The sequence below is a fragment of the Clostridium sp. TF11-13AC genome (genome assembly GCF_003481065.1).
GTDB classification, from domain to species: Bacteria; Bacillota; Clostridia; order Lachnospirales; family Lachnospiraceae; genus Otoolea; species Otoolea fessa.
This window is the reverse complement of record NZ_QUKJ01000002.1, coordinates 235991-261968: the sequence shown is the minus strand read 5'-3', so window position 1 is coordinate 261968 and position 25978 is coordinate 235991. Positions and strand designations below refer to the sequence as shown.

Here is a 25978-nt window from a genome sequence, read left to right as displayed (position 1 = left end):
CATTGTTCGCTTGCTTTCGCTACATCTGTTCGTCTGGATCGGACAAAAATGTCCGCCCCAGCCGGACAGCTGGCGTGGGATGCGTACAATCGATAATTGGAACGCTGGCTTTTGATTGTCTATTTTTGTTTTTGTCTGTTTTTTTATTCTACTTCGCTTTCAATGACTCCATCGTATAAACCAATTAAGTCTTCATAGCCATCCGTGGATGGAAGTGTCACTACGACCGGCTCGCCCGGGTTCTGGACTTCGGTCTCCATCAGAGTAATGCAGGTCATCGGCTGGTCGAGGACTTCCATGTTGTATACGATATAGTTTGTCATATAGATAATGTAATCGTTGTCATCCAGCACGTAAGCGCCTTTCATTTCCTGGATGTTCATGTCCAGATTGACATCGGTGCCGAGTGTGTTCATCACGGTTCCGAGGGCTTCTTTGACGTTCTTGTTTAGCTTCTTTGGATTTGCCTCATATGCCAGCACACGTTTTCCATTGACCTCGTTTAAGGAAATGCCCTTCATATAGCTGGATTCCATATTGCTGGTGTTGACTCCGGTCTGGACGGAGGATATGATCTGCTCTAATGGCATCGGGTATTTCAGTTTGACACCGTTGGCATCTACGTAATAGTAGCCGTCCGTATAAAAAACCTGTGAATAGCTGTCCTGTCCCAGAATCGAGGAAGCGACCTGTGCCAGGTACTTGAGATCGGTGGTATCCTGCATATCCATCTCTGCATGCATCGCCATATCAACTTTCATCTGACCGTCCGGAATGACATCCTTTGCAAGTATGACCGAATGGACGCCGCTCTGAATCTCCGCGGACTGAATCGTATTGTTCTTCTCCATCACCCGGTCAAATACCTCCGCCGGATTTTCGGCTGCAAATGCGGTTGTTGACATCGTCATAATGGCTGCTGCACTCACAAGTGCGGTTGCTAATTTTTTCATCCCTGTTTCCTCCTGTCTGCTGCCGGGCTTATGTCGTATTTCCCTATATAACTTTCTGCCCTATCTATAACCCATTTTCGAGCTGTGTCGGCAACCCAGCTTTTGTTCCTGAAATTCACGTTTCTGGACACGAAAACCACTCCGACTTTATCTTCAGTATATATAATTTGGCATCGCTTGTAAACCATATCGGCGGATACTTTCCCTTACATTTTTATTACATCTGACGGCTCTTTCGATTCCAAAAGTGCCTGCTTTTGAGTATTCTTTCTTTTCTGGTTATTATATACAAACATGAAAATTGCCATCAGGCAGATAATTCCATATCCGAGGAAACTCCAGCCGTCCGGCACCTGCCCGAAGATGAAGAAACCGAGCATCGTCGAGAAGATCAGCTGCGAATAATCGTAGATGGAAATACGGCTCGCCGGGGCATAGCGGTATGCCGCCGTGATCGCAAACTGTCCGCCCGCCGCCGCGCAGCCCGCCAAAAGAAGGATCCCCATCTGCTGCCAGGTCATCGGATGATAGTCAAAAATCAGCCACGGCAGCACAACCACACAGGAAAATACCGAGAAAAACAGCACGATCACCGGTCCCTTTTCTCCTGCCTCTCCCAGTTTCCGCACCATCGTGTACGCCGCGCCCGCGCAGATGCCGCCGAAAAAGCCCAGCAGCGACGGCACAAGTGCCAGATTGGAGAATGTCGGCTTTACCACGAATATACTGCCGAGAAACGCACCGAAGATCAGCGAAAGCTGAATTGGCATAACTTTTTCCTTTAAGATCAGCCAGCTGAACAGCACTGTAAAAAACGGCGACATTTTATTTAGAATCGATGCGTCCGCCAGCACCAGATGATCCACCGCATAAAAGTTACACAGCACTCCCATCGTGCCGAAAATTGACCGCATCAGAAAATACGGCAGATTTTCCCTGCGGATACGAAACGGCTCTCCCGCCCGCAAAAGCAAAACAACCGCTGCCAGCGCCGCCACAAGATTGCGAAAAAAACTCTTCTGCATCGACGGCAGATCGCCCGCCAAATGTACAAACATACTCATCAGCGCAAAACAGAACGCAGACAGCACCAGGCAGGCAATTCCGCGGTATTCCTGCTTCCGGGTGTCCGGATGATTTTCTACCATGTTTTCATTCCCCTTTCCGTCTTCCTATCTTCCAGTATACGCACATCCCACATTTTTGTCTATTCTTGACACAAATTTGTTTCCATACTAAAATAGAGAAACCATTAACAACACTATCATTTGTAAGGAGCCTGTTATTTTGCTGAAATTATTCCATTCCCTCGATTTAAAACTAAAATCCTGCCTGATTGCACTGTTTGGAAGTGCATTTCTGGCATTTGGCCTGTACCATGTCCATTCCTTTTCCGGTGTCACCGAGGGCGGTGTCTTAGGAATGACGCTTCTGCTTGATCACTGGTTCCATATCTCCCCATCCGTGTCCGGCTTCATCATAAACCTCGCCTGCTACGCGATGGGATGGAAACTTCTGGGGCGGCAGTTCATCGCCTACTCCATTCTTTCCAGCGCCAGCTTCTCCCTGTCTTACCGGATCTGTGAGCAGTTTCCGCCCCTGTGGCCGCAGCTTGCCGATATGCCGCTTGCCGCATCCCTGCTCGGCGCGGTCTTCGTCGGCGTCGGTGCCGGGCTCTGCGTGCGGATCGGCGGTGCCCCGGGCGGGGACGATGCGCTTGCGATGAGCCTTTCCCACGTGACGCACATCAAAATCCAGTGGATCTACCTCCTGTCCGATTTTGCTGTACTGGTGCTTTCACTGAGCTACATTCCGTTAAACCGCATGGTATATTCCATCCTCACGGTACTCCTGTCCGGACAGATCATCGGGTTTGTGCAGACCGCGGGAACACATCCAGTGGAAAATATGGAAACTTGATCGTTTTCATACGGTTCTCCCGGTTTCAAACGTGCCTACCCGTGAACAGTAATGAATTTTCTATATTTTTTGATTTTTTTTAAAAAAACGCTTGCCAAATCAACCGACCTATGATATTATATAACTCGTTGAAGCGATGCTTCAGAAATGCGCGAGTGGCTCAGTTGGTGGAGCGCGACCTTGCCAAGGTCGAGGCCGCGGGTTCGAGTCCCGTCTCGCGCTCTTTTTATTTTATAGCGGAAACCTTTTCATTTTCATGGGGGTTTCCGCTATTTTCGTTACTGGTCACAGTTACACTTTTTCTTTTCAAGGGAGTATTTTACCATGATACAAAAAGTAAGTTCTTTTCTCAAAAAGGATACCGTTTTAACCATCGCCCTGGCTCTGGCTGTCCTTTCCATGTTTATCATACCACCGTCTGCCGGATACCTGAAATATCTGGATCTGCACACACTGATCCTGCTCTTTGGCCTGATGACAGCAACCACAGGTCTCCAAAACATCGGTTTCTTTCGACAGCTCGGGGAATTACTGCTGCTTCGAATCCATTCACTCAGGCAGCTGGAACAGCTTCTGATTCTTCTGTGTTTCTTTTCCAGCATGCTGATCACCAACGATGTGGCCTTAATTACCTTCGTTCCATTCGCTCTGGAATTACTGCGGATGGTAAACCGCAAAGACCGGATCGTTCCGGTTGTCGTCTGCCAGACACTGGCAGCCAACCTCGGCAGCATGACAACTCCGGTGGGGAATCCCCAGAATCTGTATCTGTATTCCCACTTTGAGCTTTCACTTGATACATTTATCCGGAGCATCGGTCCATTTTCGCTGCTTTCATTGGTTTTGCTGCTGCTCGTCACAATGTTTACACCAAGGGAGACTATCTCACTAGATACAGCCGGTAGAGATACAACCTCCGATGAGACCTTTCCTAAACGCTGCCTTTTCTGCTGTCTGGGAATGTTTTTCCTGTGCCTTTGCACCGTAGCCGGTCTTCTGCCGCTTCCAATCCTGTTTATCTGCATTCTGGCGATTGGCTGTCTGGCAGACCCGAAGATCTTCTGTCAGGTGGATTACTCTCTCATCCTGACTTTTATCGGATTCTTCATCTTCATCGGGAATCTGAAACACATTCCTGCGGTAAGCTCCCTGCTTTCCAGTATGATCACGGGACACGAAGTGATAGTCTCCGTTCTGGCCAGCCAGGTAATCAGCAACGTTCCGGCCGCCATCCTGTTGTCCGGATTTACCGAAAAAGGAGTTTCCCTTCTGATCGGAACTAACCTCGGCGGTCTCGGCACCCTGATCGCATCCATGGCGAGTCTTATTTCTTACAAATATATCGTCCGCTCCTGCCCAGAGAAAAAAGGAATCTACTTCCGCTGGTTCACGATTGCAAATGCGGGATTTCTAGCAGTCCTGATGGCGGTATATTTTCTGGTTTTTTATAGCATCTGATAAAAAAGAATGTGCCTTGGCACATCCGGGCGTCTCGCGCGGTCGCTTGCGACATGTTCCTGCTTCGCGCGAGTGCACATCCTCGCGGAGCGTTTTTTGTTTCATAGGACGTAATTTCCTATGAAACAAGAAAGCCCCCAGAGCGGCAACTCTGGGGGCTTTCTTAATTTTAAACAACAAAAAAGCGGGTGATGGGAATCGAACCCACGTATCCAGCTTGGAAGGCTGGTGTTCTACCATTGAACTACACCCGCATGATAAATTATGAAATTGTAATGCCCAGAACCGGAATCGAACCAGTGACACGAGGATTTTCAGTCCTCTGCTCTACCAACTGAGCTATCTGGGCATCCTGAGGAATCCTGTGATTCTCATGTTCGCTCTTGTTCAGCGACATGAGTTATTATACTAGAGAGTCTTTTAAATGTCAACTATTTTTTTCTACTTTTCTAAATTTTTTCAAAAACTTTTTCAACTTGCTGTTCCTGCCGCACAGCCAGCGTCCACATCTTCATCTCCAAATTTTCCGTAAACAATGGAAAAACCGACTCTTTTTCATTTTCCTGCATCTTTTTGATTTTGATGGTTGACAAATCCTTTTGGGTGTGTTTATAATGCATGTAACGAAGAACACAGATAAACCGATGAGGAAGAGGAGTATCTGACCTATGTATCGCCACAGAGAGTTCCGGATGGTGGAAACGGAACGCCTTACCGTCAGTGAATGGACTTCCGAGGGCAGCCTTGAACGATTGTATCAGTAGGGGCTGACGGGACCCCACCCGTTATCCATCGGGGCACGTATGATGGTACGTGTAAGCGAGTGGACATTTTCACAAATGTCAATTTGGGTGGTATCGCAGAAGTTTACGCTTTTGTCCCATGTATGGGGACAGAGGCGTTTTTTAGTTTCTGGAAACATTCTCAGTAAAATCTTTCATCACGGCGCGCGGCGCCAAACCAAAGAGAATCTTCTTTCCAGACACATTCTTTACTCTGCTCCGGCAAGGCAGACTGATACATCTGCCATCCAAAACAAATATCAAAATAAGAATAAAGAATGGAGAAAATGACTATGAAAAAGAATCTGAAAAAATTATTTGCACTTGGATGCACCGCAGCCCTGACACTGACAACCGCAGGATGCTCTTCCAGCACATCCAGCAACGCTTCCGAAGCAGACACCACCGCCGAAACCTCTCAGGAAGCTTCCGCGGACAAAGAAATTTATAATGTAGCGATTGTCAAACAGCTCGACCACGCTTCCCTCGATGAGATTGCAAATGCAGTCGAGGCAGAGTTAGATAAAATCGCCGAGGATAACAATGTAACCATTCACTACGAACTGTACTCCGGCCAGAATGACCAGACAACCTTAAAGCAGATTGGTGATCAGGCGGTTGCTGACGGTGTTGACGCCATCATCCCGATTGCAACCCTGGCTGCACAGGTAGCAACCGTATCCGCACAGCAGACCCAGACACCGGTTGTCTACGCCGCTGTTTCCGATCCGGAAGCCGCTGAGCTGACCGGCATCGACTATGTAACCGGTACCAGCGATGCGCTGAACACCGAGAAAATCATGGATATGATTTTTGCCGCAAACCCAGATGTTAAAAATGTGGGGCTTTTATATTCCTTATCTGAGGCAAACTCAACCAAACCGATCGCGGATGCAAAGGCATACTTAGATGAAAAAGGCATCTCCTACACCGAGCAGACTGCAAATACCAACGACGAAGTAATTACCGCTGCCTCCTCCCTGGTTGCTGACAAAGTAGACGCTGTCTTCACTCCTACCGACAATGTCATCATGGCAGCTGAGCTGGCTATCTTCAAGGATCTGGCCGATGCAGGCATCCCGCACTATGCCGGCGCTGATTCCTTCGTCCGCAATGGCGCATTTGCCACCTGCGGCGTCAACTACACGGCTCTTGGTACACAGACCGCTGACCTTGCTTATCAGGCAATCACCGAAGGCATGGACGGCATGGAAGACTACTACACCGCAGAAGGCGGCATCGTAACCGTAAATACCGAGACTGCAAAAGCCCTGAATATCGACACAGCTGTATTCAAAGATTTTGGCGATGTTGTAGAGGTTAGGACCACCGAGGACTAATACACCCTCATCCGGCAGCACTTTGATTTTCATTTGACTGACTTTCATGTACTCTCAGAACCGTAAGACAGACCAGACGCCAGCCGCATCCCCCGCTTACCACGCGGCTGGCGCATCTGCCTTATGAACGCTCTGGGAGTACAAATCATTCTACGGAGGTAATTTCCCATGCTTCATATTTTACAAACCGCTCTGGAACTGGGATTTCTGTATGCGCTGGTGCCGATGGCGCTGTTCTTGAGTTTCCGCATACTGGACATCGCGGATATGACGACGGACGGCTGTTTCGTCCTCGGCACAGCGGTATCCGTCACAATGGCTGCGGCAGGGCATCCATTCCTCGCGGTTCCGGCTGCCATGCTTGCAGGCATCTGCGCCGGATTTGTTACCGCATTTCAGCAGACCCGTCTCGGCGTGCCGTCCATTCTCGCCGGTATCATCACCAATATGGGACTCTACACCATCAATCTGATGGTAATGGGCTGGAGTGCCAACGTGAGTCTTTTAAAGACAGAGACCATCTTTTCCCTGCTTCAGAAAACCGGTATCGGGGGTGACTGGTATGAAGCACTTCTGGCAATCTGCGTAACTGTGCTTGCGGGCGCACTGCTCGTCTATTTTCTCGGTACCCGTCTGGGACTCTCCATCCGGGCAACCGGCAACAACATTGACATGGTGCGCGCCTCCTCGATCAACCCGACATTTACCATTACGGTCGGCTTATGCATCGCCAATGCGCTGACCGCACTCTCCGGCGCAATGGTCGGTCAGTACCAGAATACCGCCGACATCAACGGCGGCACGGGTATCGTCGTGATCGGTCTTGCCTGCCTGATCATCGGTGAAACCGTCCTCGGACGCCGCGGTGTGGCAAGAGGTGTCATCGCCACCGTCATCGGTTCGATTATTTACCGTTTTATCTACGCTATCGTCCTGTATACAAAAATCATGCCTGTACAGGGGCTGAAACTGGTCACCGCTGTGATCGTAGCGCTGGCAATCGCATTTCCGACGATCCGGAAATGGGCGGCATTCCAGACACGTAAAAATGCAGCGGCACGCCGGAAGGGAGGACACGGAGCATGTTAAATATTCAGTCGATATCAAAAACCTTTAATCCGGGAACTGTCAACGCCAAACAGGCGCTCTCCGGGCTGTCCCTGCATCTGGATCACGGCGATTTCGTGACAATCATCGGTTCCAACGGCGCCGGAAAATCGACCCTGTTCAATGCGATTGCCGGCAGCTTCTACGTCGATGACGGCTTTATCGAGCTGGACGGCGAGGACATCACCTATATGCCGGAGCACAAGCGCAGCCTGATGGTCGGCCGCCTCTTCCAGGACCCGTTAAAGGGAACGGCGCCGGGCATGACGATCGAAGAAAATCTTGCCCTCGCCTATCTGCGGACTGCAAAGGGGAAATCGCCATTTTCCCGCATTTCCAAGAAAGATAAGGATGCGTTCCGCGAACGCCTCTCCCTCTTAAATATGGGGCTTGAAGACCGGATGACCCAGCCGGTCGGACTTCTCTCCGGCGGTCAGCGCCAGGCGCTCACCCTGCTCATGGCAACCCTCATCACGCCGAAGCTTCTGCTGCTCGATGAGCACACTGCCGCCCTCGATCCGGGAACAGCTGAAAAAGTACTGGAGCTGACGAAAAATATCGTTGCTGAGGAGAAAATCACCTGCCTGATGATCACCCACAATATGAACCAGGCTCTGGAGCTCGGAAACCGCACGCTCATGATGGCAAACGGAAATATCGTGCTCGACGTCGGCGGCGCAGAGCGCGCTTCCATGACTGTCGAGGATCTGATCGCCCGCTTCAAGACCGGCGCAGGCCACGCGCTGGATAATGACCGTATTTTATTGTCGGAATAATTTTAAAAAAGCAAAAAATTCAAAAAGTCCCATCCTTTCAGATTTGAATCTGCATAAGGATGGGACTTTTTTATATTTCTCTTATCCAATTTCTATTTCCCAAGCACATCCGAAAGCGCTGCAAACTGCGCCAGCGTCAGCGTCTCGCCGCGCACGGACGGTGAAAGTCCCAGCGACTCGATTGCGGCTGCGATCTCTTCCTTGCTAAAGGAGAGATCCTGTGCGTTGGAAAGCCCGTTTTGCAGGGTTTTCCGGCGCTGGTTGAAGGACGCGCGGATGAGACGGAACATTAAATCTTTATCCTTTACCTCCACCGGCGGCTTCGCATGGCGGGTCAGACGGATGACCGCTGAGCCGACATTCGGACGCGGAATGAAACAGTTCGGCGGCACATTTGCCACGATGTATGGCTCGGCATAATACTGAACCGCCAGCGACAGCGCGCCGTAATCCTTCGAGCCCGGACCAACCTGCATCCGGTCTGCGACCTCTTTCTGCACCATAACCGTAATATTGTCGATCGGCGCGCCGCTCTCAAACAGCCCCATGATAATCGGGGTCGTGATATAGTACGGCAGGTTCGCCACAACCTTAACCGGACGTCCGCCGCCTTTTTCTTCCACCATTTTTTTAATGTCAATCTTTAAAATATCTTCATTGATAACAGTTACATTTTCGCAGTCCTGAAGCGTATCTTTTAAGATCGGAATCAGATTTGTGTCGATCTCCACGGCGATGACCTGTCCTGCCGCCTGTGAAAGGCGCTGTGTCATCGTACCGATGCCAGGACCGACTTCCAGGACGGTGTCCTCCTTGGTCATGCCCGCCGCTGAGATAATCTTGTCCAGCACGTGCGTATCAATCAGAAAATTCTGACCGAATTTTTTCTGGAAGGCGAAATTGTATTTCTGTATTACTTCGATTGTATTCTTCGGGTTTCCAAGATCCATTCCGAAAATCCTTTCCCGGGTGTCCGGGACACCCCTTTTTACGGTAACCGGTACAGCCTCCGCGCATTCTCTTCAGTCGCACGGACGATCTCTTCCGGTGTACATTTCTTGATTTCTGCCAGCTTTTCCGCCACATATGGCAGGTTCAGTGAGGAGTTGCGTTTGCCGCGGTTGGGAACCGGAGCGAGGTAGGGGCAGTCGGTTTCGAGTACCAGACGGTCAAGCGGCGCCATCTCGGCTACTTCCAGAAGCTTTTTCGCGTTCTTGAAGGTCAGTACGCCGCCGATACCTAAGTAAAAGCCCATCTTTAAATACTCTGCCGCCATCTCTTTTCCATAGGAGAAGCAATGAATCACACCGCCTATCTCCCCGGAGTGCTCTTCCTTCATGATATCGAGCGTATCCTTCGCCGCATCGCGGCTGTGGATGATGACTGGAAGTTTTAATTCCCGCGCCAGATTTAATTGGCGGTGGAACCATTTTTTCTGTGTCTCATGATCCGGCTCTTCCCAGTAATAATCCAGACCAATCTCTCCGATTGCAACAATCTTATCCGACTGTGCCAATACACGAAGTTCGGCAAATTTTTCCTCATCAAGCTCTGCCGTGCTGCTGGGATGAACACCGGCCGCACCGTAGATAAAGGGATATCTCTTCGTCAGTTCAATGGTGGTCTTTGTGCTCTCCATATCGGCACCCACATTGACAACCGTTCCGATCCCGCCTGCTGCCAGACCGGAAAGCAGCGCCTCCCGGTCCTCATCAAATGCCTCATCATCATAATGGGCGTGTGTGTCAAATATCATATAACTTATATTTCTCCATTTCCATTCAAGAATGTCTCAATATTCTTGCTGCAAGATGGGAGTCATCTCACATCTGATATTAGCAGATTTCTGCGCCCGCCGGCATATCCTTCTCGGTGGTCATCAGAGACAGCTTGCCTTCTGCATCCTCTGCACAGAGAATCATGCCCTCAGACAGGATACCTGCCAGCTTCGCCGGTTTCAGGTTTGTCACAACCATAACTCTCTTACCTACCATCTCCTCCGGAGAATAAGAATGTTTGATTCCGCTGACAATCTGGCGCACTTTGCTTCCGATCTGGACCTGGGAGCAGAGAAGTTTCTTGGACTTCGGAACAGCCTCGCAGGAGAGGATCACGCCAACCTGGAACTGCAGTTTTGCAAAATCATCGTAGGTAATCTCTGCTTTCGGCTCGATATCGATGCCCTCGGCTTTCTCGTCCTCTTCCTTCTCCGGCTCTGCCTTTGCAGCAACTGCCTTCTTCTGCTCTTCCTGGATAACTTTGACTTTCTTCATCACATCGTCGAGTTTCAGGCGGGCAAAGAGAACCTCCGGCTCCTCAGTCACCTTATTTCCGGACGGATAACGGCCAAATTCATCCATCTGTGGCAGTTCACGTTTTACGGTATTTAATTCTTTTAAGATCTTCTCCGAGGTCTCCGGCATGAAGGACTCAAGCAGGGACGCACCGATCGTGATAGACTCAACCAGGTTGTAAAGAACAGTCGCAAGACGATCCTGCTTGTCCTCTTCCTTTGCCAGAATCCACGGGGTTGTCTCGTCAATGTATTTGTTGCTGCGGCGGAAAATATTGAAGATCTCGGTGATCGCATCGGCAACGCGCAGCTTATCCATCTTCTCATCAACCTTGCGGACTGCTTCCAGCACTACCTTCTTCAGATCCTCGTCCACCGGCTCCGTCACACCCTTGTCGGCTACCACGCCGCCAAAGTACTGGTTCGTCATCGATACCGTTCTCTTTACGAGGTTGCCGAGGATATTTGCCAGATCCGAGTTCAGTCTCTCTACCATCAGCTCCCAGGTAATAACGCCGTCGTTCTCAAACGGCATCTCATGCAGAACGAAGTAGCGGACTGCATCCACGCCAAAGAAATCAACCAGTGTATCGGCGTAAATCACATTCCCCTTGGATTTACTCATCTTGCCGTCGCCCTGTAACAGCCACGGATGACCAAATACCTGCTTTGGAAGCGGCAGGTCGAGTGCCATCAAAAAGATCGGCCAGTAAATGGTATGGAAACGGATAATATCCTTACCAATCAGATGCAGGTCTGCCGGCCAGTATTTCTTGAACAGCTCGCCGCTCTCGCCGTCGCAGTCATATCCAAGACCGGTGATATAGTTGGTCAGTGCATCCAGCCATACATATACAACGTGCTTCGGGTCGAAATCAACCGGAATCCCCCATTTAAAGGAAGTACGGGAAACACACAGATCCTGCAGGCCCGGAAGCAGGAAGTTGTTCATCATCTCATTTTTACGGGAAACCGGCTGGATGAACTCCGGGTGCTCATTGATATAATCGATGAGTCTCTGCGCATATTTGCTCATACGGAAGAAATACGCCTCTTCCTTCGCCGGCTGCACCGGGCGTCCGCAGTCCGGGCATTTGCCGTCTACGACCTGGGACTGGGTCCAGAAGGACTCGCACGGGGTACAGTAAAGTCCCTCGTAGCAGCTCTTGTAAATATCGCCCTGATCATAGAGCTTCTTGAAAATCTTCTTTACCTGCGCCTCATGATCCTCGTCAGTGGTGCGGATAAATTTGTCGTAGGATGTATTCATCAGATCCCAGATCGTCTTGATCTCACCCGCCACGTTATCGACAAACTGCTTCGGCGTGATGCCAGCCTCAGCTGCCTTTAACTCGATCTTCTGACCATGCTCATCGGTGCCCGTCTGGAAACGCACATCGTAGCCCTGCGCTCTCTTGTAGCGCGCAATGCTGTCCGCCAGTACGATCTCATAGGTATTTCCGATATGCGGTTTGCCCGATGTATAGGCAATCGCAGTTGTTATATAGTAAGGTTTCTTACAGTTCTGACACATTTATCATGCCCTCCTTATTAAAATTGCGCTTTAAATTGTGTTCTTCACAAAAAAAGCCTCTAACCGCCCATGGTTTTCCATCTGCGATTAAAGGCAAGCCACCTTCTTTTCTCTGCCTTTTCTTCATATATAAATATATAGATTAAGTCTATCTGTTTTGCATCCCTTTGTCAAGTATGGTATACTTGCAGACATATATATTTGTTTTGGAGGTATTATATTATGCAGAAACGCTTTTCCTTCCCGCCCCTGCCGCGCACAGCGCTCGCGATCGCTGCAGCTGCTGCCCTGGCGCTCTCCGGATGCGCTGGTTCTTCCGGCTCAGGGACCCCCGCCGAATCCTACGCCGCTTCCGGGCAGACTGGTTCTCCTTCCAATGCATCGTCCGATGCTGCCAGCGAACAGGCGCGTTTTGATGCGTTTCTGGCACACCAGTTTCAAGAAAGCGTGCAGGACGATCCGCTCTCCCTTCATTTTCTTGTCCGGAATCCGGAAAATTACGGTATCACCGAACCGGAGATGAAATTTCCAGAATATTCCCTGGAACAGCTTCAAAAAGATTCCGAGGAAAACGCGGCCGTTCTTGAGGAACTTTCTTCCTTCGATACCTCTCTCTTGACCTCCGACCAGCTCTTCACCTACCGGATGATAAAGGACACACTGGAGACGGAAGCCGGCTCGAAGGGACTGGAACTCTACAATCAGCCGTTAAGCGCCCTGATCGGCACGCAGGCGGAACTTCCGACCTTATTAGCCGAATACACATTTTACAACCGTGCCGACATCGACCATTACCTGGCACTGCTTTCGCAGATCGACACATATTACAAGCAGCTCGCAGCGTATGAACAGGCGCAGGCAGACGCCGGTCTCGCACCGTCCGACGACACCATCGACCGGATTTTAAAATCCTGTAAAAGCTACCTCATCCGCCCGGAAAACAGCCTGCTGACGGAAACATTTGTCTCCCGCTTAAATGCGGTTGAGGGCTTAAGCAATGCAGAAAAGGCGTCCTACAAAGCAAAACATCTGACCATTTTAAAGGAACACTTTATCCCGGCATATACAAACCTCTCTAAAGCACTGGAATCGCTCAAGGGCTCCCATCCGGAGGCAGGAGGACTTAGCACCTACGAACACGGCAAGGAGTATTATGCCTATCTTGCGGCGGCGCTGACCGGCACAGATTCTTCGGTCGATGCGCTCAAAACGCGGATTGAGAAGCAGATGCAGGCAGATTTATCCGAAATCCGCGTCCGCTTAAAGGAACATCCGGAACTCATCCGGCAGATGACCGACTCTGCCATCACACTCTCCGATCCGGATGAGATCCTTCAGAATTTACAGGTGCAGATTCAGGATGATTTCCCGGCGCTTACAGATACCTCCTACACGCTCAAATACGTCCCGGAAGCGCTGGAATCTTCCCTGTCCCCGGCGTTTTTCCTCGTACCGCCGATCGATTCCGACGGTTCCAACACCATTTACATCAACGAAAAAGCAAGTACTGAGCAGAACCTCTACACCATGCTGGCGCACGAGGGCTATCCGGGGCATCTCTACCAATCGGCTTATTTCAATGGCCGGGAGCCGGTTCCGGTACGGCGGCTTCTTGCCTGCGGCGGCTACAACGAAGGCTGGGGACTCTACAGCGAACTGTACGCCTACTCCTTCGACAACGGACTGCCGGAAGCGGTCAAACCGCTGATGCGCTGCAGCGAAGCCAGCAGCTACGGGCTGTACGCGCTTCTCGACATCTGCATCCACTATGATGGCTGGGATCTCGCCACAACCACCAGTTATCTGGAAAATTCCTACGGATTTACGGATCCGGAATCCGCGCGCGAGATATACCTGGCAATCATTGATAATCCGGGCAATTACCTGAAATACTATACCGGCTATCTGGAAATCCTGACCATGCGCCAGGAAGCCGAGGAGGTACTTGGAAACAAATTCAACGCCAAGAGCTTCCACCAGTTCATCCTGAACATGGACGGCGCTTCCTTCCGGGTCATCAAACCGTATTTTCAAACATGGCTGATGACGGAGAAATTACACGTATAAGAGAAAAAGAGCGGTATCTCCCTGTATGCATCCGCAGACTTCAGGGATCCCGCTCTTTTCGCATTTTCATGCTTTAGTTTACTTTCTTGTAATTCTTCTCAAAGCTCATCGGACCGTCGCCGATCTTCTCGCCTGCTACGCTCAACTCCAGCGTCTTTGCCTCGTAGTTCTGGATAAATGTATTGGCAATGGCCATGACAACCAGCTTGTCAGAGGACTCCTTTAAGGAGGAGAGATCCAGCGTCAGGGCGCCGTCCTTCTGCTCAAATTTATCCACGGTGATTCCCTCTTCAATGACGCCCACCTCTGCCATCTTATCAAGCAGTTCCTGTGCATCCAGCTCATCGCCGTCAATGCCATCCATATTCTGTTTTAAGCCGCTCTTATCAGATTTTACAGAATATACGCAAACGGTTACCGTCGGATCTGCATCCGTTACCACCATGCTTTCTTTCTCAGCCACGCCGTCTACAGTCTCCTGCTGCGCCGCACCTGCCGGGGCAGTTCCATGTTCGCTGGTTTCTCCTGTATTTCTTGCCGTCGGCGCACATGCGCCCAGAACAGCTGCCATCATAAGACCAGCTGCCATTACCATAAATTTCTTCATAATGTACCTCCTTGTATTCTCCTCGCAGCAGTTGCTTCACGGTTTTCGCAACCGTTTTTGTCTTTCACACCTGTTTCCATCCAGTGCAGACTACATCCATTCTTTTTACCGCTGCCCATCCTTACTCCTAAACCACTGATTCAGCTTCATCAGCGCCTTTACCAACGTCTGCATCTCATCTTCCGACAGATCGCTTGTCAGGCTCTCGATCATCTCCCGGTGGAACCGGGCGTGATGCCCATACGCTTTTCTGCCCCGCTCTGAAAGAGAAATATATACGACCCGCCGATCCTCGAGTCCCCGGCTTCGTTCCACATAGCCTTTTTTGACCAGGCTGTTCATGGCAATCGTGAGCGTTCCCACCGTAACGGACAGTTCTCTGGCAATCGATGACATATTTTTCGGTTCACCAATCCCGATCGCTTCGATCACATGCATATCGTTATTCGTGATGTCTTTAAACTCCGGCGTAATGATTACCTTCTGTTCTATGTCCATCACATCGCGGAACAGCGTCACCAGAAGCTCATTCAGCGTCTCATAATTTCCCACAGTTTTCCCTCTCATCCTTGGTTTCAGCGCGCAAAACGGCAATTTACCCTACCGATTATACAATATTCTGTGCGGCAAGACAACTAGCAAATTTCTTACATCTTCTCTTATACCATAGCACTTGTTACTGTTCACGCACACGTGCCCAGTAACGGAATTTGCCGTGGCTTCGCATTTAAATACGGCAAATTCCTGCTGCCACCACGTTTTCTTACGGCACTTTCGGTTCCAAAAGTGCCTACCCGTGAACAGTTACCATAGCACTACATAAGATACTCGCCACAAGCCCCGCGAACGTTGCAATCAGCGCCCCCGCAAGCGTCCATCGCGTCTTTGAGATCCGCACGGTCAGATAGTAGACACTCATCGTATAAAAAACCGTCTCCGTGCAGCTCTCAAGAACCGACACCATCATGCCGAGCCGCGAATCGGGTCCATACGTTTTAAAAATATCTAAGAGCAGCCCCGTCGCCGCCGAACTGGACACCAGACGCACCAGAAGCAGCGGAACCACCTGTGCCGGTATATGCAGAAATGCCGCCGGTCCCGCCAGCACCCCGGAGAGGAAATCGAGAAAACCGGAGGTCCGAAGCACGCCGACCGCCGCCATCAGTCCCACCAGCGTCGGCAGGATTCCAGCCACCGTTTTAAGCCCCGCAAGCGCCCCTTCGATAAAATCATCAAAAACCGGGCGTTTCTGAAGCACCGCAAACCCAACGATATAAAACAAAACAACCGGAACCAGGTATTCAGAGAGGTAATTGATGCAGCGCATTTGACGGCTCCCGTGTCTATACTTGTTTTATATGTATGGTTTGAATCCGCGTTCTATGATAACGGATCTGTTTCCAGAGCCCCTTATTTTAACAAGGGCATTATAGGGGATAAATTTGTTTTTTGTGTGAAATTTTTCCCCTACATGACGCCAAATTGCGTTTTCTATTTCCAGCCATCCTTTTTTATTGATTTATATTGCTTTCTCCTGCACATCACGCGGCACACCGCCACTCCTGCCAGCGTGCTGACACAGGTCGCCAGGAACGCCGGACCGGCCACTGCCAGCGGATGCGCCGATCCGTACTGGCTCCGGTAGGCGATCATATTGATAGGAATGAGCTGCAGCGATGAAATATTTACGACCAGAAACGTACACATTTCATCGCTCGCCGTTCCCTGTGTGACCGCCGCCGGATCCCCCGCCGCTCTCCGTTCCTCCTCCAATTCTTCCAGCTCCTTCATCGCCGTAAGCCCCGCCGGGGTCGCCGCCCAGCCAAGCCCCAGCATATTGGCAATCATATTGGCGGCCATCGAAGAAAGCGCCGGATGACCCGCTGGAATGCGTGGAAAGAGGAAATGAAGCACCGGCCGCATCCCCGCCGACAACTGCTCAATCAGCCCCGCCCGCCGTCCGATCTCCAAAATTCCCGTCCAGAACGCCATCACCCCCAGCATCGTGATTCCCAGCGAGACTGCATCCCCCGCCGCTGCAAGCATTCCCTCCGTCACCGCCCCCAGCGTCCCATGCACCGCCGCCCAGCCAAGCCCCGTAAGCATCATAAACGCCCAGAGTGCATTTAACATGCATCTACCTCCCTGCTGTCATATGGTACGCTCAGAACATTTTATACTCAGACAAGTATAAAAAGACGCCAAATATACACCATCATAAATAGATACAATTATATCGTTTCTTTTCGTCCATTCCGCTTGCATTTCAGAATTTGGATCTTTAAAATAAGAACTATCATCTCCTTCACATGACAGACATTCTTTGAAAAAGGTCATTTTATATGGATTCTCCTGCCAAAAACCGTGAAGGCATTGAAATATGATTTAATATTATGAAAACGAGGTATTCAGAATGAAACAATCCGCAGATTTAAAGCGTCTCCTCACCTCCATCGATCACAAAAGCTATCCGGCTTACAAGGATGTGCGCGGCGCTTATGATTTTAATACGTATATTTTATACATCGACCATGTACAGGGTGACCCATTTGCTTCCCCTTCCAAGGTCAGTGTCCAGATCCGCCATACGAAAGCCGGATTCCCGGCAGAGCTCTTTGATACGCCATGGAAAAAAACGGCGCTCGAAGATTACCTGCTCCGCTGTTTTTCCCGTGAGATCGGACGTCTTTCTTTCAAGGCAAAAGGTTCTGGAAAAAGCGGCCTGATCGCCACCAGCCGTCCCGGTCAGGAGGTTCTCTCCCGGACCGCCTGCGAGATCGGGAGAAACGAGATTACAGCCCGTTTTGAGGTTGGTTTCCCGGCATTCGGGCGCACCATCAACTCAGGTGAACTGATCCGGATTTTCTTTGATTTTCTTCCAGGCTGCATCGAAAACGTCTTTTTCTACCGCCGCCAGAATACCGCTGAAATCAAAAAACGCATCACGCTGGCAGACGATCAGCAGTTTATCCGAAATGAATTAAAACGCCTGGATCTCGTTTCCTTTGTCGCAGACGGCTCAATCCTTCCGCGTGAAACCGGCGTCTCTGACCGCCCGATGAAGGGCAGTGTGGCGTTCCATTCCCCTGATTCCTTAAGAATCACTCTGAATCTTCCGGGACACGGTCCGATCTCCGGCATGGCAATCCACCGCGGCATCACCCTGATCGTAGGCGGCGGCTACCACGGCAAATCCACACTGTTAAAAGCGCTGGAATCCGGCGTCTACAACCACATTCCGGGGGATGGACGTGAATATGTCATCACCGATGAAACCGCAGTCAAGCTGCGCGCCGAGGATGGACGCAGCATCAATCAGGTTGACATTTCCCTCTTTATCCGGGATCTGCCAAACAGAAAAGACACCACCTGCTTTTCCACCGCCGATGCCAGCGGCAGTACCTCCCAGGCGGCAGCCGTGATCGAAAGCATTGAAGCGGGAACCCGCGCTTTCCTGATCGACGAGGACACCTCCGCTACCAACTTCATGCTGCGGGACGACCTGATGCAGCGCATCGTCAGCCGCGATAAAGAGCCCATCACCCCGTTCATTGAACGCGCCCGTGCCCTTTACGACCAGGCAGGCATCTCCACCGTCCTCGTAGCTGGAAGCTCCGGCGCCTACTTCTTCATCGCGGACACTATTATCCAGATGGATGCATACCGCCCGTTTGATATCACGGAGATGGTAAAAAATGCCTGCGAACAGGAGGCCTCCAAACCTGCCATCCAGGCGCCGGGGTTCAAGCTCCCGACCACAGGGCGGAAGCTGGCAGCTGGCGGGACTGGCCGCGCTGTGGGCGCGATGGCACTGACGCTGGATTTTGGTGACAGCCGCTCAGAAGCTGCCGGGGAATCTCAGGAAGGCAGCGAAAAGGGCGGTCATTCCGGACGGTTTGACAATTGCGGCGGCAGCGCCTCCGACGCAGGACGCTTTGAACGCGGTCGCGGAGGACGCCGTGGAGCTGACCGAAATTCCGACCGGAACACGCGTATCAAAGTCCGTATCCACGACAAACACTCTTTCCAGGTTGCCAAAGAGCCGGTCGATCTGCGCTTCGTCGAACAACTTGCCGACAGCGAGCAGACCGCCGCACTTGCCCAGATGGTGCGCTACTGCCTGGAAAAAGGCCTTCTGGAGCGCTGCACCGTACAGGAAACGGTTGCCACACTCTTAAAAGCCTATGAAGCAGACGGGCTCTCTGTGTTCAGCGATGCTTCATATGCCGCCATGGGACTGGCAATGCCGCGCGTGCAGGAGATTTATGCTTGTTTAAATCGTTTTAGGGGATGATTGGATACACAAAAGAGGGCTGCATTTTGCAAACCCTCTTTTTATATTTTTGCATCTTATATCAAACTATTTGCAAGTTTCATCTTGGCTTATCCCTGAACTCTGCCAAAATCTATGGTGCCAAGATCTATCCTACCCTTCGCACAGCGCCCGCATCACGCCCTCAACCGTCTCTATCTTCTCTGCTCTCCACGCGTTTCCGCCGCAGAAAATCAGAGCATGATCTTCATCACCGCGGGCTGCATTGACGAGTGCCTGTGTGATGCAGTATGGGATCTTCGCCGGATCACAGTGTTCCAGACACTGGTAACAGTGTGTCACTGCCTGTCTTCCTTTTTCCAGTTCTTTTAAGAACGCATTCTTGATCGCACGTCCCGGCATGCCGACCGGACTTTTGACAATCACGATGTCCTCTTCCTTCGCATCCAGATATGCCTGCTTATATGCCATCGGTGCATCGCATTCCTCGGTTGTCACAAAACGGGTTGCCACCTGCACGCCGTCCGCGCCAAGCTCCATCTGGTGCATCACATCCGCATGGTCGTAGATGCCGCCAGCCGTCACAACCGGAATCGATTTGCCATATTTCTGCGCGTATTTTTTAACCAGCACGATAATTCCCCGCACTTCCTCGTCATATTCCGCCTGATGGAATGTCTCGGCTGCGTGCGGCGTGTCTACCTCCAGCTCGGTCAGCTTCTCACGGTCAAATCCCAGATGTCCGCCCGCCAGCGGTCCCTCAACGACCACCAGATCCGGTGCGGTCTGGTACTTGCGGTCCCACATCCGGCAGATGACCGTCGCCGCCTTAACGGAGGAAACGATCGGCGCAATCTTCGTCGCCGTCCCTTTCACATACTCCGGCAGGGAAACTGGAAGTCCCGCGCCCGATATGATCAGGTCAGCGCCCGCCTTGACCGCCGTTTTAACGTACTCCGCATAGTTTTTCGTCGCCACCATGATATTAAAGCCCACGATGCCGCCCTTCGCGATCGCGCGCGCCTTCTGCAACTCTGAACCGATCGCGCGCAGGTTTGCCTCCTGCGGATGCTCGGCAAAATCCGGCTCCCGGAAACCGATCTGGGCAGTGGAAATAATGCCGATGCCGCCAGCCCCCGCCACAGCTCCTGCCAGCGAGGACAGGCTGATGCCAACCCCCATACCGCCCTGGATGATCGGAAGCTTCGCCGTCAGATCACCAATTTTCAGCGGTTTTAACTGTGATAAAATTGTACTCATACGATCTCCTATATTCACAAAGGGGACCGCCGCGCGGCAACCCCCTTTCAATATCTATTTTTTAGATTTTTCTAAAACGTTCATACCGCTGCTCCGCGATCTCATCCGGTGTCTTTTCCGCGCAGGACTGGAAGAACTCACGCATATGGCGGTCGATGATGCGTCCGATCTCCTCGATGTTGTCATCGGTTGCCGGCTCATCCTCGCAGATAATGCGCTCGATCATGCCAAGCTCATACAGATCCTCTGCCGTCATCTTCATGACCTTCGCCGCCTCGCTGGCTCTCTTGGCATCTTTCCACAGAATCGAAGCAAAGCCCTCCGGAGAAAGGATCGAGTAGGTCGCATTCTCCATCATCCATACCTCGTTGGAAACCGCCAGCGCCAGTGCGCCGCCGCTGCCGCCCTGACCAGTGATAATCGCCAGAATCGGCACCTTCATATCCGACATTTCAAAGAGGTTGCGGGCAATCGCCTCGCCCTGGCCTCTCTCCTCTGCCTCCATACCCGGGAATGCACCTGGCGTATCGACAAAACAGATGATCGGACGGTTAAATTTCGCCGCCTGTTTCATCAGACGGAGCGCCTTTCTGTATCCTTCCGGAGACGGCATGCCGAAGTTGTGCTTCATGCTGTCTTTCGGGGATTTACCTCTCTCCTGTCCAATGACCGTGACCGGCATTCCATAGAAGGATGCCACACCGCCGACGACCGCCATATCATCGCCATAATACCGGTCGCCGTGGAACTCGGTAAAATCGTCAAACAGGATCCGGATATAATCGCTGGCGTTCAGACGTCCGGCGCTACGGGACTGGCGTACTGCCTCCCAGGCGTCTCTCTCTCGGCCTGCGATCTTATTTAAGGTCTTCTGGCGCATGATACCGGAGAACGGTGCTTTCCGGCTCTTTAACTTGCCTTCCTCCACAGAAGCTGCTTTTTCTGCCCTGGATGCAGATGCCGCTTCTGTGTGGTTCTCCGCCTCGTCGTTCCATTTCTCCCAGCCATGCTCCTGGCTGTGAAGCTTCAAAATCTGTCCCAGAACACGCTTCTGATCTTTTCTTTCCACGATCTGATCCACAAAACCGTGTGTCAGCTGGAACTCGGCTCTCTGGAAGCCCTCCGGGAGCTTCTGGCCGATCGTCTGCTCGATGACACGCGGACCCGCAAATCCAATCAGTGCTCCCGGCTCTGCCAGGATGATATCGCCCAGGGACGCAAAGCTTGCCGTTACGCCGCCGGTGGTCGGATCCGTCATAAAGCTTATGTAGAGAAGTCCCGCCTCGGAATGACGTTTTAAGGCTGCGGAAGTTTTCGCCATCTGCATCAGGGAGATCATGCCCTCCTGCATTCTCGCACCGCCGGAAGCCGCGTAGATGATAACCGGAAGCCGTTCCTCGGTCGCACGCTCTACCGCACGGGCAATCTTCTCTCCCATGTTGTGACCCATGCTGCTCATCAGGAAACGGGAGTCGCAGACCGCGATCACAGTCTCATAACCGTGAATCTTTCCCTTACCAGTGACAACCGCCTCATTTAACTCGGTTTTCTCTCTGGCTGCCTCAACCTTGCCCTCATAGCCCGGAAATGCAAGCGGATTGACCACAGACATCTCCTTATCCCACTCTTCAAAGGTACCTTCATCGATCAGCATCTCAATCCGGCGGTACGCATGCATCCGGAAATATCCGCCGCAGCGCGGGCACACATACAGGTTGTCCTTGACATCCTGCACCAGAATTGGTTTCTCACATTTATTACACTTACGCCATAAAGAACGCAGACTTTCCGGCGTCATCGCCGTCGGACGGCTCGGAATCTTCTCCGGTTTTTCCTGTGCTGCCTCTGCCGCCCTTTTATCTGCTTTCGCGCTCTCCGCACGGCTTACGCCGGCAGAACCGTGGTCGTTTGTATTGATCGAAGTATACGATTTCTTAAACAGATTTTTAAACATCTCTTATTCAACCTCACTTATTAGCCAATCATAAACGTCAGCTCTGCGGAAACAGCCAGCTTGCCATCGACGGTTGCCGTCGCACTTCCGATGCCGACCGGTCCTTTTCTCTTGATGATATGGCACTCCAGCTTTAACTTGTCGCCCGGAACTACCTTTTTCTTGAATTTTGCGTTGTTGATTGCCCCGAAATATGCCGTCCTGCCCTTATTTCCTTCTTCACTTAAAATCGCAACCGCGCCGACCTGCGCCAGCGCCTCCACGATCAGGACGCCCGGCATGACCGGCTCCTGCGGAAAATGACCTGCAAACCACGGCTCGTTGTATGTTACATTTTTATATCCAACCGCGCCCTCGCCCGGTGTCACTTCCTCGATACAGTCGATCAAAAGAAACGGATGACGGTGCGGGATGATCTCCTGGATCTCTTTAATTCCCATCATAATTTCAGTTACCTCTTTCGCTTTCCCAGACATCATTTTTGTATGCTGCAAGTCTCTTCCGCCAGCTCCAGTGCGCTGCTTCCAATCATTCAATCATCCACACAAAAACGTCCTCAAATTATATTTAGTCCTCAAATTTCTTGATTACCAGGCTGGCATTGACACCACCAAATCCCAGGGAGTTGGTCAGGGCATAGTGGATATCCATCGGAACACCCTCGCCCATCGTGTAATCCAGATCGCAGCCCTCGCCTGCCTCTTTTAAACCTGCGGTTGCGTGTACAAATCCATCCTCAATGGATTTCACGCAGGCGATAAACTCAACACCGCCCGCTGCACCTAAAAGATGTCCAATCATCGACTTAGTGGAGTTAATTTTTACCTTGTAAGCGTGATCGCCCAGCGCTTTTTTCACTGCCATCGTCTCGAAGAGATCGTTATGGTGTGTACTGGTTCCATGTGCATTGATGTAATCAATCTTCTCCGGTGCGATACCTGCATCCTTGAGCGCCATCTCCATCGCATACGCTGCGCCGCTTCCATCCTCTGCCGGGGAAGTGATGTGGAATGCATCGTTGCTTCCACCGTAGCCGACTACCTCTGCCAGAATCTTTGCGCCGCGCTTCTGCGCGTGCTCTAAGGACTCCAGAACTACGATACCAGCGCCCTCGCCCATGACAAAACCATCGCGGTCCTTATCAAACGGACGGGATGCCGTCTCCGGGTCATCATTGGTAGAAAGAGCCGTCAGAGCCGCGAAACCTGCCATACCGAGCGGTGTGATCGCAGACTCGGTACCACCGGCTACCATCACGTCTGCCTCGCCGTACTGGATCGAGCGGAACGCCTCACCGATAGAGTTCGTACCGGTCGCACAGGCAGTTACCACGTTGATGGATTTGCCCTTTAAACCATAATGCATTGCCACATTGCCGACTGCCATGTTGCTGATCATCATCGGAACGAGCAGCGGGTTCACACGGTTCGGTCCTTTTTCCAGCATTTTTTTGTGCTCACGTTCCATCGCCTGTAAGCTTCCGATACCGGAACCGATGCTGGTTCCCACGCGGAACGGATCCTCTTTTTCCATATCCAGACCCGCCTGTGCGATCGCCTCACCGGCTGCCGCTACCGCATACTGGGAAAACGGCTCCATACGTCTCGCTGCCTTCGGATCCATGTATTTCTTCGGATCAAAATCCTTCACCTCGCCTGCCAGCTTTGCCTTATAATCGGTTGTATCAAAATATGTGATCGGCGCGATACCGACTTTTTTATCCTTTAATCCCTGCCAGAAGCTTGCTACGTCATTTCCAATCGGAGTGATCGCTCCCAGACCGGTTACTACTACACGTGTCTTATTTCCCATCTAAAAACCTGCCTTTCTATCGTCACAGTTCACACGTTGTGCAAACTGCGACACGATTTTGCCGATGCTTCGCATTCCAAATCGGCAAAATCTGCTGCCACTACGTTATCGTACGCCACTTTCGGTTCCAAAAGTGCCTATCTGTAAAGCACCTTTTCCCTACATCGCCATTCCGCCGTCCACGCACAGAACCTGTCCTGTGATGTAAGCTGCGCGGTCAGAAGCCAGAAATACGGCTGCCTGCGCTACATCCTCGGTCGTACCGAAACGTTTTAACGGAATCTGCTCGCCCATCGCCTTCTTCACATCGTCCGGAAGAACGGCGGTCATTTCCGTATCAATAAATCCCGGTGCAATCGCGTTGACCGTGATACCACGGCTTCCAATCTCCCTTGCCACGGATTTGGTCAGTCCGATCACGCCCGCCTTGGACGCACAGTAATTTGCCTGTCCCGCATTTCCCATCACGCCGGAAACAGAGGAAATATTGATGATGCGTCCGCCCTTCTGCTTTAACATCTGGCGGGATACGTGCTTAATGCAGTTAAATGCGCCCTTTAAGTTCGTATCGATAACAGCATCAAACTCTTCCTCGCTCATCTTCATCAGAAGATTGTCACGGGTGATACCCGCATTGTTTACCAGAATATCAATTCTCTTATAGCGGCTGATAATGTCCTTTAAGAACACCTCCGCCGCGCTGTAATCCGAAACATTGCACTGAACGGCTTCCGCCTGTCCGCCCGCCTCGGTAATTTCCTTTACGACATCCTCTGCTTTTGCCGCAGAGCCATTATAATTGACGATCACCACAGCGCCCTCTTTCGCCATCGAAATAGCGATCTGACGGCCAATGCCGCGGCTGGCACCTGTCACAACTGCTACTTTTCCATTTAACATCCAAGCGCCTCCTTTACTTTGTCGATATCTTCCAGTTTCTCTGTATTGAACGCCTTCGCGTTTTTGTCGATTTTACGCATGAAACCAGTCAGGGTCTTACCCGGTCCGATCTCAATAAATGTATCCACACCGTCTGCTAACATCTTCCGGATCGTCTGCTCCCAGCGGACGGAGGAAGAAACCTGCTTCATCAGAAGCGGCTTTACATCGGCTACATCGGTCACATAATCTGCCGTCACATTCGCAATATACGGAATCTCCGGTGTATGAATCTCAACGGTATCAAGTACCTTTCCAAGCTTCTCGCCAGCTCCCACTAACATCTTGGAATGGAACGGTCCGCTTACCTTTAACGGAAGAACGCGTTTTGCGCCCGCTTCCTTCAATTTCTCTCCTGCCTCGGCAACCGCCTCTGTCTTACCAGAGATAACAATCTGTCCCGGGCAGTTATAGTTGGCAATCTGCACACCCTCGATCGGCGCGATCACCTCTTCGATCTTCTCTGCATCCATCGCCAGTACGGCAGACATGGCGCCCTGACCAACCGGGACTTCGCCCTGCATCAGGATACCTCTCTGCCGCACGGTACGGATGGCATCTTCGTCAGACATAACGCCTGCAGCCGCCATTGCAGGATACTCTCCCAGGCTCAGGCCCGCAGCCACATCCGGGCGGATTCCAGTACGTTCCATAAATACACGCATCATCGCAAGGCTGGCGGTTACCATCGCCGGCTGCGTATACTCCGTGATATTCAGACGGTCCGTCTGCGCCGGATCAAAGCAAAGATCGGTCATTGAAAACCCAAGGATCTCGCTTGCTTTCTCAAACATCTCGCGTCCCGTTTCCGTTTCCTGATAAAAATCCTGTCCCATGCCAGTGGTCTGTGCGCCCTGACCCGGAAAAATAAATGCAATTTTGCTCATAGCGTTACACTCACTC

22 protein-coding genes, 3 tRNA genes and 1 other annotated feature are annotated in these 25978 nt (G+C 51.4%); of the genes, 8 read left to right on the top strand and 17 right to left on the bottom strand.

The window, feature by feature from the left end; translation table 11 throughout:
- Positions 1–143 precede the first annotated feature (143 nt).
- Both DXD12_RS05420 and DXD12_RS05410 read right to left on the bottom strand, forming a co-directional pair.
- A complete protein-coding gene (locus tag DXD12_RS05420; protein ID WP_107000835.1) occupies positions 144–953 on the bottom strand; it encodes a hypothetical protein in 810 nt (269 codons plus the stop codon).
- A 206-nt stretch (positions 954–1159) separates the two neighbouring features.
- Complete coding sequence (locus DXD12_RS05410; RefSeq protein WP_118637740.1) at positions 1160–2101, bottom strand: DMT family transporter; 942 nt, start codon at positions 2099–2101, stop codon at positions 1160–1162.
- 139 nt (positions 2102–2240) lie between these two features.
- On the opposite strand from DXD12_RS05410, the gene DXD12_RS05405 reads away from it, so the two are divergent.
- The 3 genes from DXD12_RS05405 (at position 2241) to DXD12_RS05395 (ending at position 4331) form a co-directional block, all read left to right on the top strand.
- Entirely contained in the window at positions 2241–2873 is a 633-nt protein-coding gene (locus DXD12_RS05405; RefSeq protein ID WP_243105348.1) for a YitT family protein, read from the top strand.
- A gap of 149 nt (positions 2874–3022) precedes the next feature.
- Positions 3023–3095, top strand: a tRNA-Gly gene (locus DXD12_RS05400).
- Positions 3096–3197: 102 nt separating this feature from the next.
- Positions 3198–4331: an SLC13 family permease gene (locus DXD12_RS05395; RefSeq protein ID WP_107000838.1), complete on the top strand. Its 1134-nt coding sequence runs from the start codon at positions 3198–3200 to the stop codon at positions 4329–4331.
- Between the two features lie 183 nt (positions 4332–4514).
- Here the strand turns inward: DXD12_RS05395 and DXD12_RS05390 are convergent.
- A tRNA-Gly gene (locus DXD12_RS05390) sits at positions 4515–4585 on the bottom strand.
- A 22-nt stretch (positions 4586–4607) separates the two neighbouring features.
- A tRNA-Phe gene (locus DXD12_RS05385) sits at positions 4608–4680 on the bottom strand.
- A 286-nt stretch (positions 4681–4966) separates the two neighbouring features.
- Positions 4967–5217, top strand: a binding site (T-box leader).
- Between the two features lie 189 nt (positions 5218–5406).
- Here DXD12_RS05385 and DXD12_RS05380 point away from each other — a divergent pair.
- The 3 genes from DXD12_RS05380 to DXD12_RS05370 all read left to right on the top strand — a co-directional run bounded on the left by DXD12_RS05380 (position 5407) and on the right by DXD12_RS05370 (position 8336).
- Complete coding sequence (locus DXD12_RS05380; protein WP_118637738.1) at positions 5407–6453, top strand: ABC transporter substrate-binding protein; 1047 nt, start codon at positions 5407–5409, stop codon at positions 6451–6453.
- Positions 6454–6621: 168 nt separating this feature from the next.
- Positions 6622–7542, top strand: coding sequence for a branched-chain amino acid ABC transporter permease (locus DXD12_RS05375; RefSeq protein WP_022358461.1), 921 nt, complete (start codon positions 6622–6624; stop codon positions 7540–7542).
- Entirely contained in the window at positions 7536–8336 is an 801-nt protein-coding gene (locus DXD12_RS05370) for an ATP-binding cassette domain-containing protein (RefSeq protein ID WP_022358462.1), read from the top strand. Before DXD12_RS05375 ends, DXD12_RS05370 begins: the two co-directional genes overlap by 7 nt.
- A 92-nt stretch (positions 8337–8428) precedes the next feature.
- On the opposite strand, the gene rsmA is transcribed toward DXD12_RS05370, so the two are convergent.
- The 3 genes from rsmA to metG all read right to left on the bottom strand — a co-directional run bounded on the left by rsmA (position 8429) and on the right by metG (position 12163).
- Positions 8429–9286 (bottom strand): 16S rRNA (adenine(1518)-N(6)/adenine(1519)-N(6))-dimethyltransferase RsmA, encoded by an 858-nt coding sequence (gene rsmA, locus DXD12_RS05365; protein WP_118637736.1) that lies wholly within the window; start codon positions 9284–9286, stop codon positions 8429–8431.
- A 38-nt stretch (positions 9287–9324) separates the two neighbouring features.
- Positions 9325–10092 carry a TatD family hydrolase gene (locus tag DXD12_RS05360; protein WP_118637734.1) on the bottom strand — a complete coding sequence of 256 codons (768 nt, stop codon included), beginning with the start codon at positions 10090–10092 and terminating at the stop codon, positions 9325–9327.
- A 79-nt stretch (positions 10093–10171) separates the two neighbouring features.
- Positions 10172–12163, bottom strand: coding sequence for a methionine--tRNA ligase (gene metG, locus DXD12_RS05355; protein WP_118637732.1), 1992 nt, complete (start codon positions 12161–12163; stop codon positions 10172–10174).
- Positions 12164–12385: 222 nt separating this feature from the next.
- On the opposite strand from metG, the gene DXD12_RS05350 reads away from it, so the two are divergent.
- On the top strand, positions 12386–14230 hold the full coding sequence (locus DXD12_RS05350; RefSeq protein WP_118637730.1) for a DUF885 domain-containing protein: 1845 nt from the start codon (positions 12386–12388) through the stop codon (positions 14228–14230).
- A 73-nt stretch (positions 14231–14303) separates the two neighbouring features.
- Here DXD12_RS05350 and DXD12_RS05345 read toward each other — a convergent pair whose 3' ends face one another.
- The 4 genes from DXD12_RS05345 to DXD12_RS05330 form a co-directional block, all read right to left on the bottom strand.
- Positions 14304–14837 carry a GerMN domain-containing protein gene (locus DXD12_RS05345; RefSeq protein ID WP_022358467.1) on the bottom strand — a complete coding sequence of 178 codons (534 nt, stop codon included), beginning with the start codon at positions 14835–14837 and terminating at the stop codon, positions 14304–14306.
- Between the two features lie 105 nt (positions 14838–14942).
- Entirely contained in the window at positions 14943–15389 is a 447-nt protein-coding gene (locus DXD12_RS05340; protein ID WP_022358468.1) for a MarR family transcriptional regulator, read from the bottom strand.
- Between the two features lie 238 nt (positions 15390–15627).
- The gene (locus DXD12_RS05335) at positions 15628–16164 is read right to left on the bottom strand and encodes a hypothetical protein (protein WP_022359373.1); all 537 of its coding nucleotides are present in this window, start codon (positions 16162–16164) and stop codon (positions 15628–15630) included.
- Positions 16165–16328: 164 nt separating this feature from the next.
- Positions 16329–16970: a nucleoside recognition domain-containing protein gene (locus tag DXD12_RS05330; RefSeq protein WP_117796537.1), complete on the bottom strand. Its 642-nt coding sequence runs from the start codon at positions 16968–16970 to the stop codon at positions 16329–16331.
- Positions 16971–17250: 280 nt separating this feature from the next.
- Between DXD12_RS05330 and DXD12_RS05325 the strand changes: the two genes are divergently transcribed.
- The gene (locus DXD12_RS05325; protein ID WP_118637728.1) at positions 17251–19131 is read left to right on the top strand and encodes an ABC-ATPase domain-containing protein; all 1881 of its coding nucleotides are present in this window, start codon (positions 17251–17253) and stop codon (positions 19129–19131) included.
- 132 nt (positions 19132–19263) lie between these two features.
- On the opposite strand, the gene DXD12_RS05320 is transcribed toward DXD12_RS05325, so the two are convergent.
- The 6 genes from DXD12_RS05320 to fabD form a co-directional block, all read right to left on the bottom strand.
- Positions 19264–20370: a nitronate monooxygenase family protein gene (locus tag DXD12_RS05320; protein ID WP_118637726.1), complete on the bottom strand. Its 1107-nt coding sequence runs from the start codon at positions 20368–20370 to the stop codon at positions 19264–19266.
- Between the two features lie 61 nt (positions 20371–20431).
- A complete protein-coding gene (accD, locus tag DXD12_RS05315; RefSeq protein ID WP_118637724.1) occupies positions 20432–22324 on the bottom strand; it encodes an acetyl-CoA carboxylase, carboxyltransferase subunit beta in 1893 nt (630 codons plus the stop codon).
- A 20-nt stretch (positions 22325–22344) separates the two neighbouring features.
- Positions 22345–22767 carry a 3-hydroxyacyl-ACP dehydratase FabZ gene (gene fabZ, locus DXD12_RS05310; RefSeq protein WP_022359380.1) on the bottom strand — a complete coding sequence of 141 codons (423 nt, stop codon included), beginning with the start codon at positions 22765–22767 and terminating at the stop codon, positions 22345–22347.
- A gap of 124 nt (positions 22768–22891) precedes the next feature.
- The gene (gene fabF, locus DXD12_RS05305; RefSeq protein WP_107000851.1) at positions 22892–24136 is read right to left on the bottom strand and encodes a beta-ketoacyl-ACP synthase II; all 1245 of its coding nucleotides are present in this window, start codon (positions 24134–24136) and stop codon (positions 22892–22894) included.
- Positions 24137–24295: 159 nt separating this feature from the next.
- Positions 24296–25036, bottom strand: a complete 741-nt coding sequence (gene fabG / locus DXD12_RS05300) for a 3-oxoacyl-[acyl-carrier-protein] reductase (protein WP_118471598.1) — start codon at positions 25034–25036, stop codon at positions 24296–24298.
- A complete protein-coding gene (fabD, locus tag DXD12_RS05295) occupies positions 25030–25962 on the bottom strand; it encodes an ACP S-malonyltransferase (RefSeq protein WP_118637722.1) in 933 nt (310 codons plus the stop codon). The genes fabG and fabD overlap by 7 nt, the downstream gene beginning before the upstream one ends.
- Positions 25963–25978 lie beyond the last annotated feature (16 nt).

Coding starts and splice junctions, on each gene's coding strand:
- fabD (WP_118637722.1), bottom strand. CDS start 25,962: ATGAGCAAAATTGCATTTATTTTTCCGGGTCAGGGCGCACAGACCACT.
- DXD12_RS05420 (WP_107000835.1), bottom strand. CDS start 953: ATGAAAAAATTAGCAACCGCACTTGTGAGTGCAGCAGCCATTATGACG.
- fabF (WP_107000851.1), bottom strand. CDS start 24,136: ATGGGAAATAAGACACGTGTAGTAGTAACCGGTCTGGGAGCGATCACT.
- DXD12_RS05380 (WP_118637738.1), top strand. CDS start 5,407: ATGAAAAAGAATCTGAAAAAATTATTTGCACTTGGATGCACCGCAGCC.
- accD (WP_118637724.1), bottom strand. CDS start 22,324: ATGTTTAAAAATCTGTTTAAGAAATCGTATACTTCGATCAATACAAAC.
- DXD12_RS05345 (WP_022358467.1), bottom strand. CDS start 14,837: ATGAAGAAATTTATGGTAATGGCAGCTGGTCTTATGATGGCAGCTGTT.
- DXD12_RS05375 (WP_022358461.1), top strand. CDS start 6,622: ATGCTTCATATTTTACAAACCGCTCTGGAACTGGGATTTCTGTATGCG.
- DXD12_RS05335 (WP_022359373.1), bottom strand. CDS start 16,164: ATGCGCTGCATCAATTACCTCTCTGAATACCTGGTTCCGGTTGTTTTG.
- fabZ (WP_022359380.1), bottom strand. CDS start 22,767: ATGATGGGAATTAAAGAGATCCAGGAGATCATCCCGCACCGTCATCCG.
- fabG (WP_118471598.1), bottom strand. CDS start 25,036: ATGTTAAATGGAAAAGTAGCAGTTGTGACAGGTGCCAGCCGCGGCATT.
- rsmA (WP_118637736.1), bottom strand. CDS start 9,286: ATGGATCTTGGAAACCCGAAGAATACAATCGAAGTAATACAGAAATAC.
- DXD12_RS05330 (WP_117796537.1), bottom strand. CDS start 16,970: ATGTTAAATGCACTCTGGGCGTTTATGATGCTTACGGGGCTTGGCTGG.
- metG (WP_118637732.1), bottom strand. CDS start 12,163: ATGTGTCAGAACTGTAAGAAACCTTACTATATAACAACTGCGATTGCC.
- DXD12_RS05410 (WP_118637740.1), bottom strand. CDS start 2,101: ATGGTAGAAAATCATCCGGACACCCGGAAGCAGGAATACCGCGGAATT.
- DXD12_RS05350 (WP_118637730.1), top strand. CDS start 12,386: ATGCAGAAACGCTTTTCCTTCCCGCCCCTGCCGCGCACAGCGCTCGCG.
- DXD12_RS05360 (WP_118637734.1), bottom strand. CDS start 10,092: ATGATATTTGACACACACGCCCATTATGATGATGAGGCATTTGATGAG.
- DXD12_RS05320 (WP_118637726.1), bottom strand. CDS start 20,370: ATGAGTACAATTTTATCACAGTTAAAACCGCTGAAAATTGGTGATCTG.
- DXD12_RS05370 (WP_022358462.1), top strand. CDS start 7,536: ATGTTAAATATTCAGTCGATATCAAAAACCTTTAATCCGGGAACTGTC.
- DXD12_RS05395 (WP_107000838.1), top strand. CDS start 3,198: ATGATACAAAAAGTAAGTTCTTTTCTCAAAAAGGATACCGTTTTAACC.
- DXD12_RS05325 (WP_118637728.1), top strand. CDS start 17,251: ATGAAACAATCCGCAGATTTAAAGCGTCTCCTCACCTCCATCGATCAC.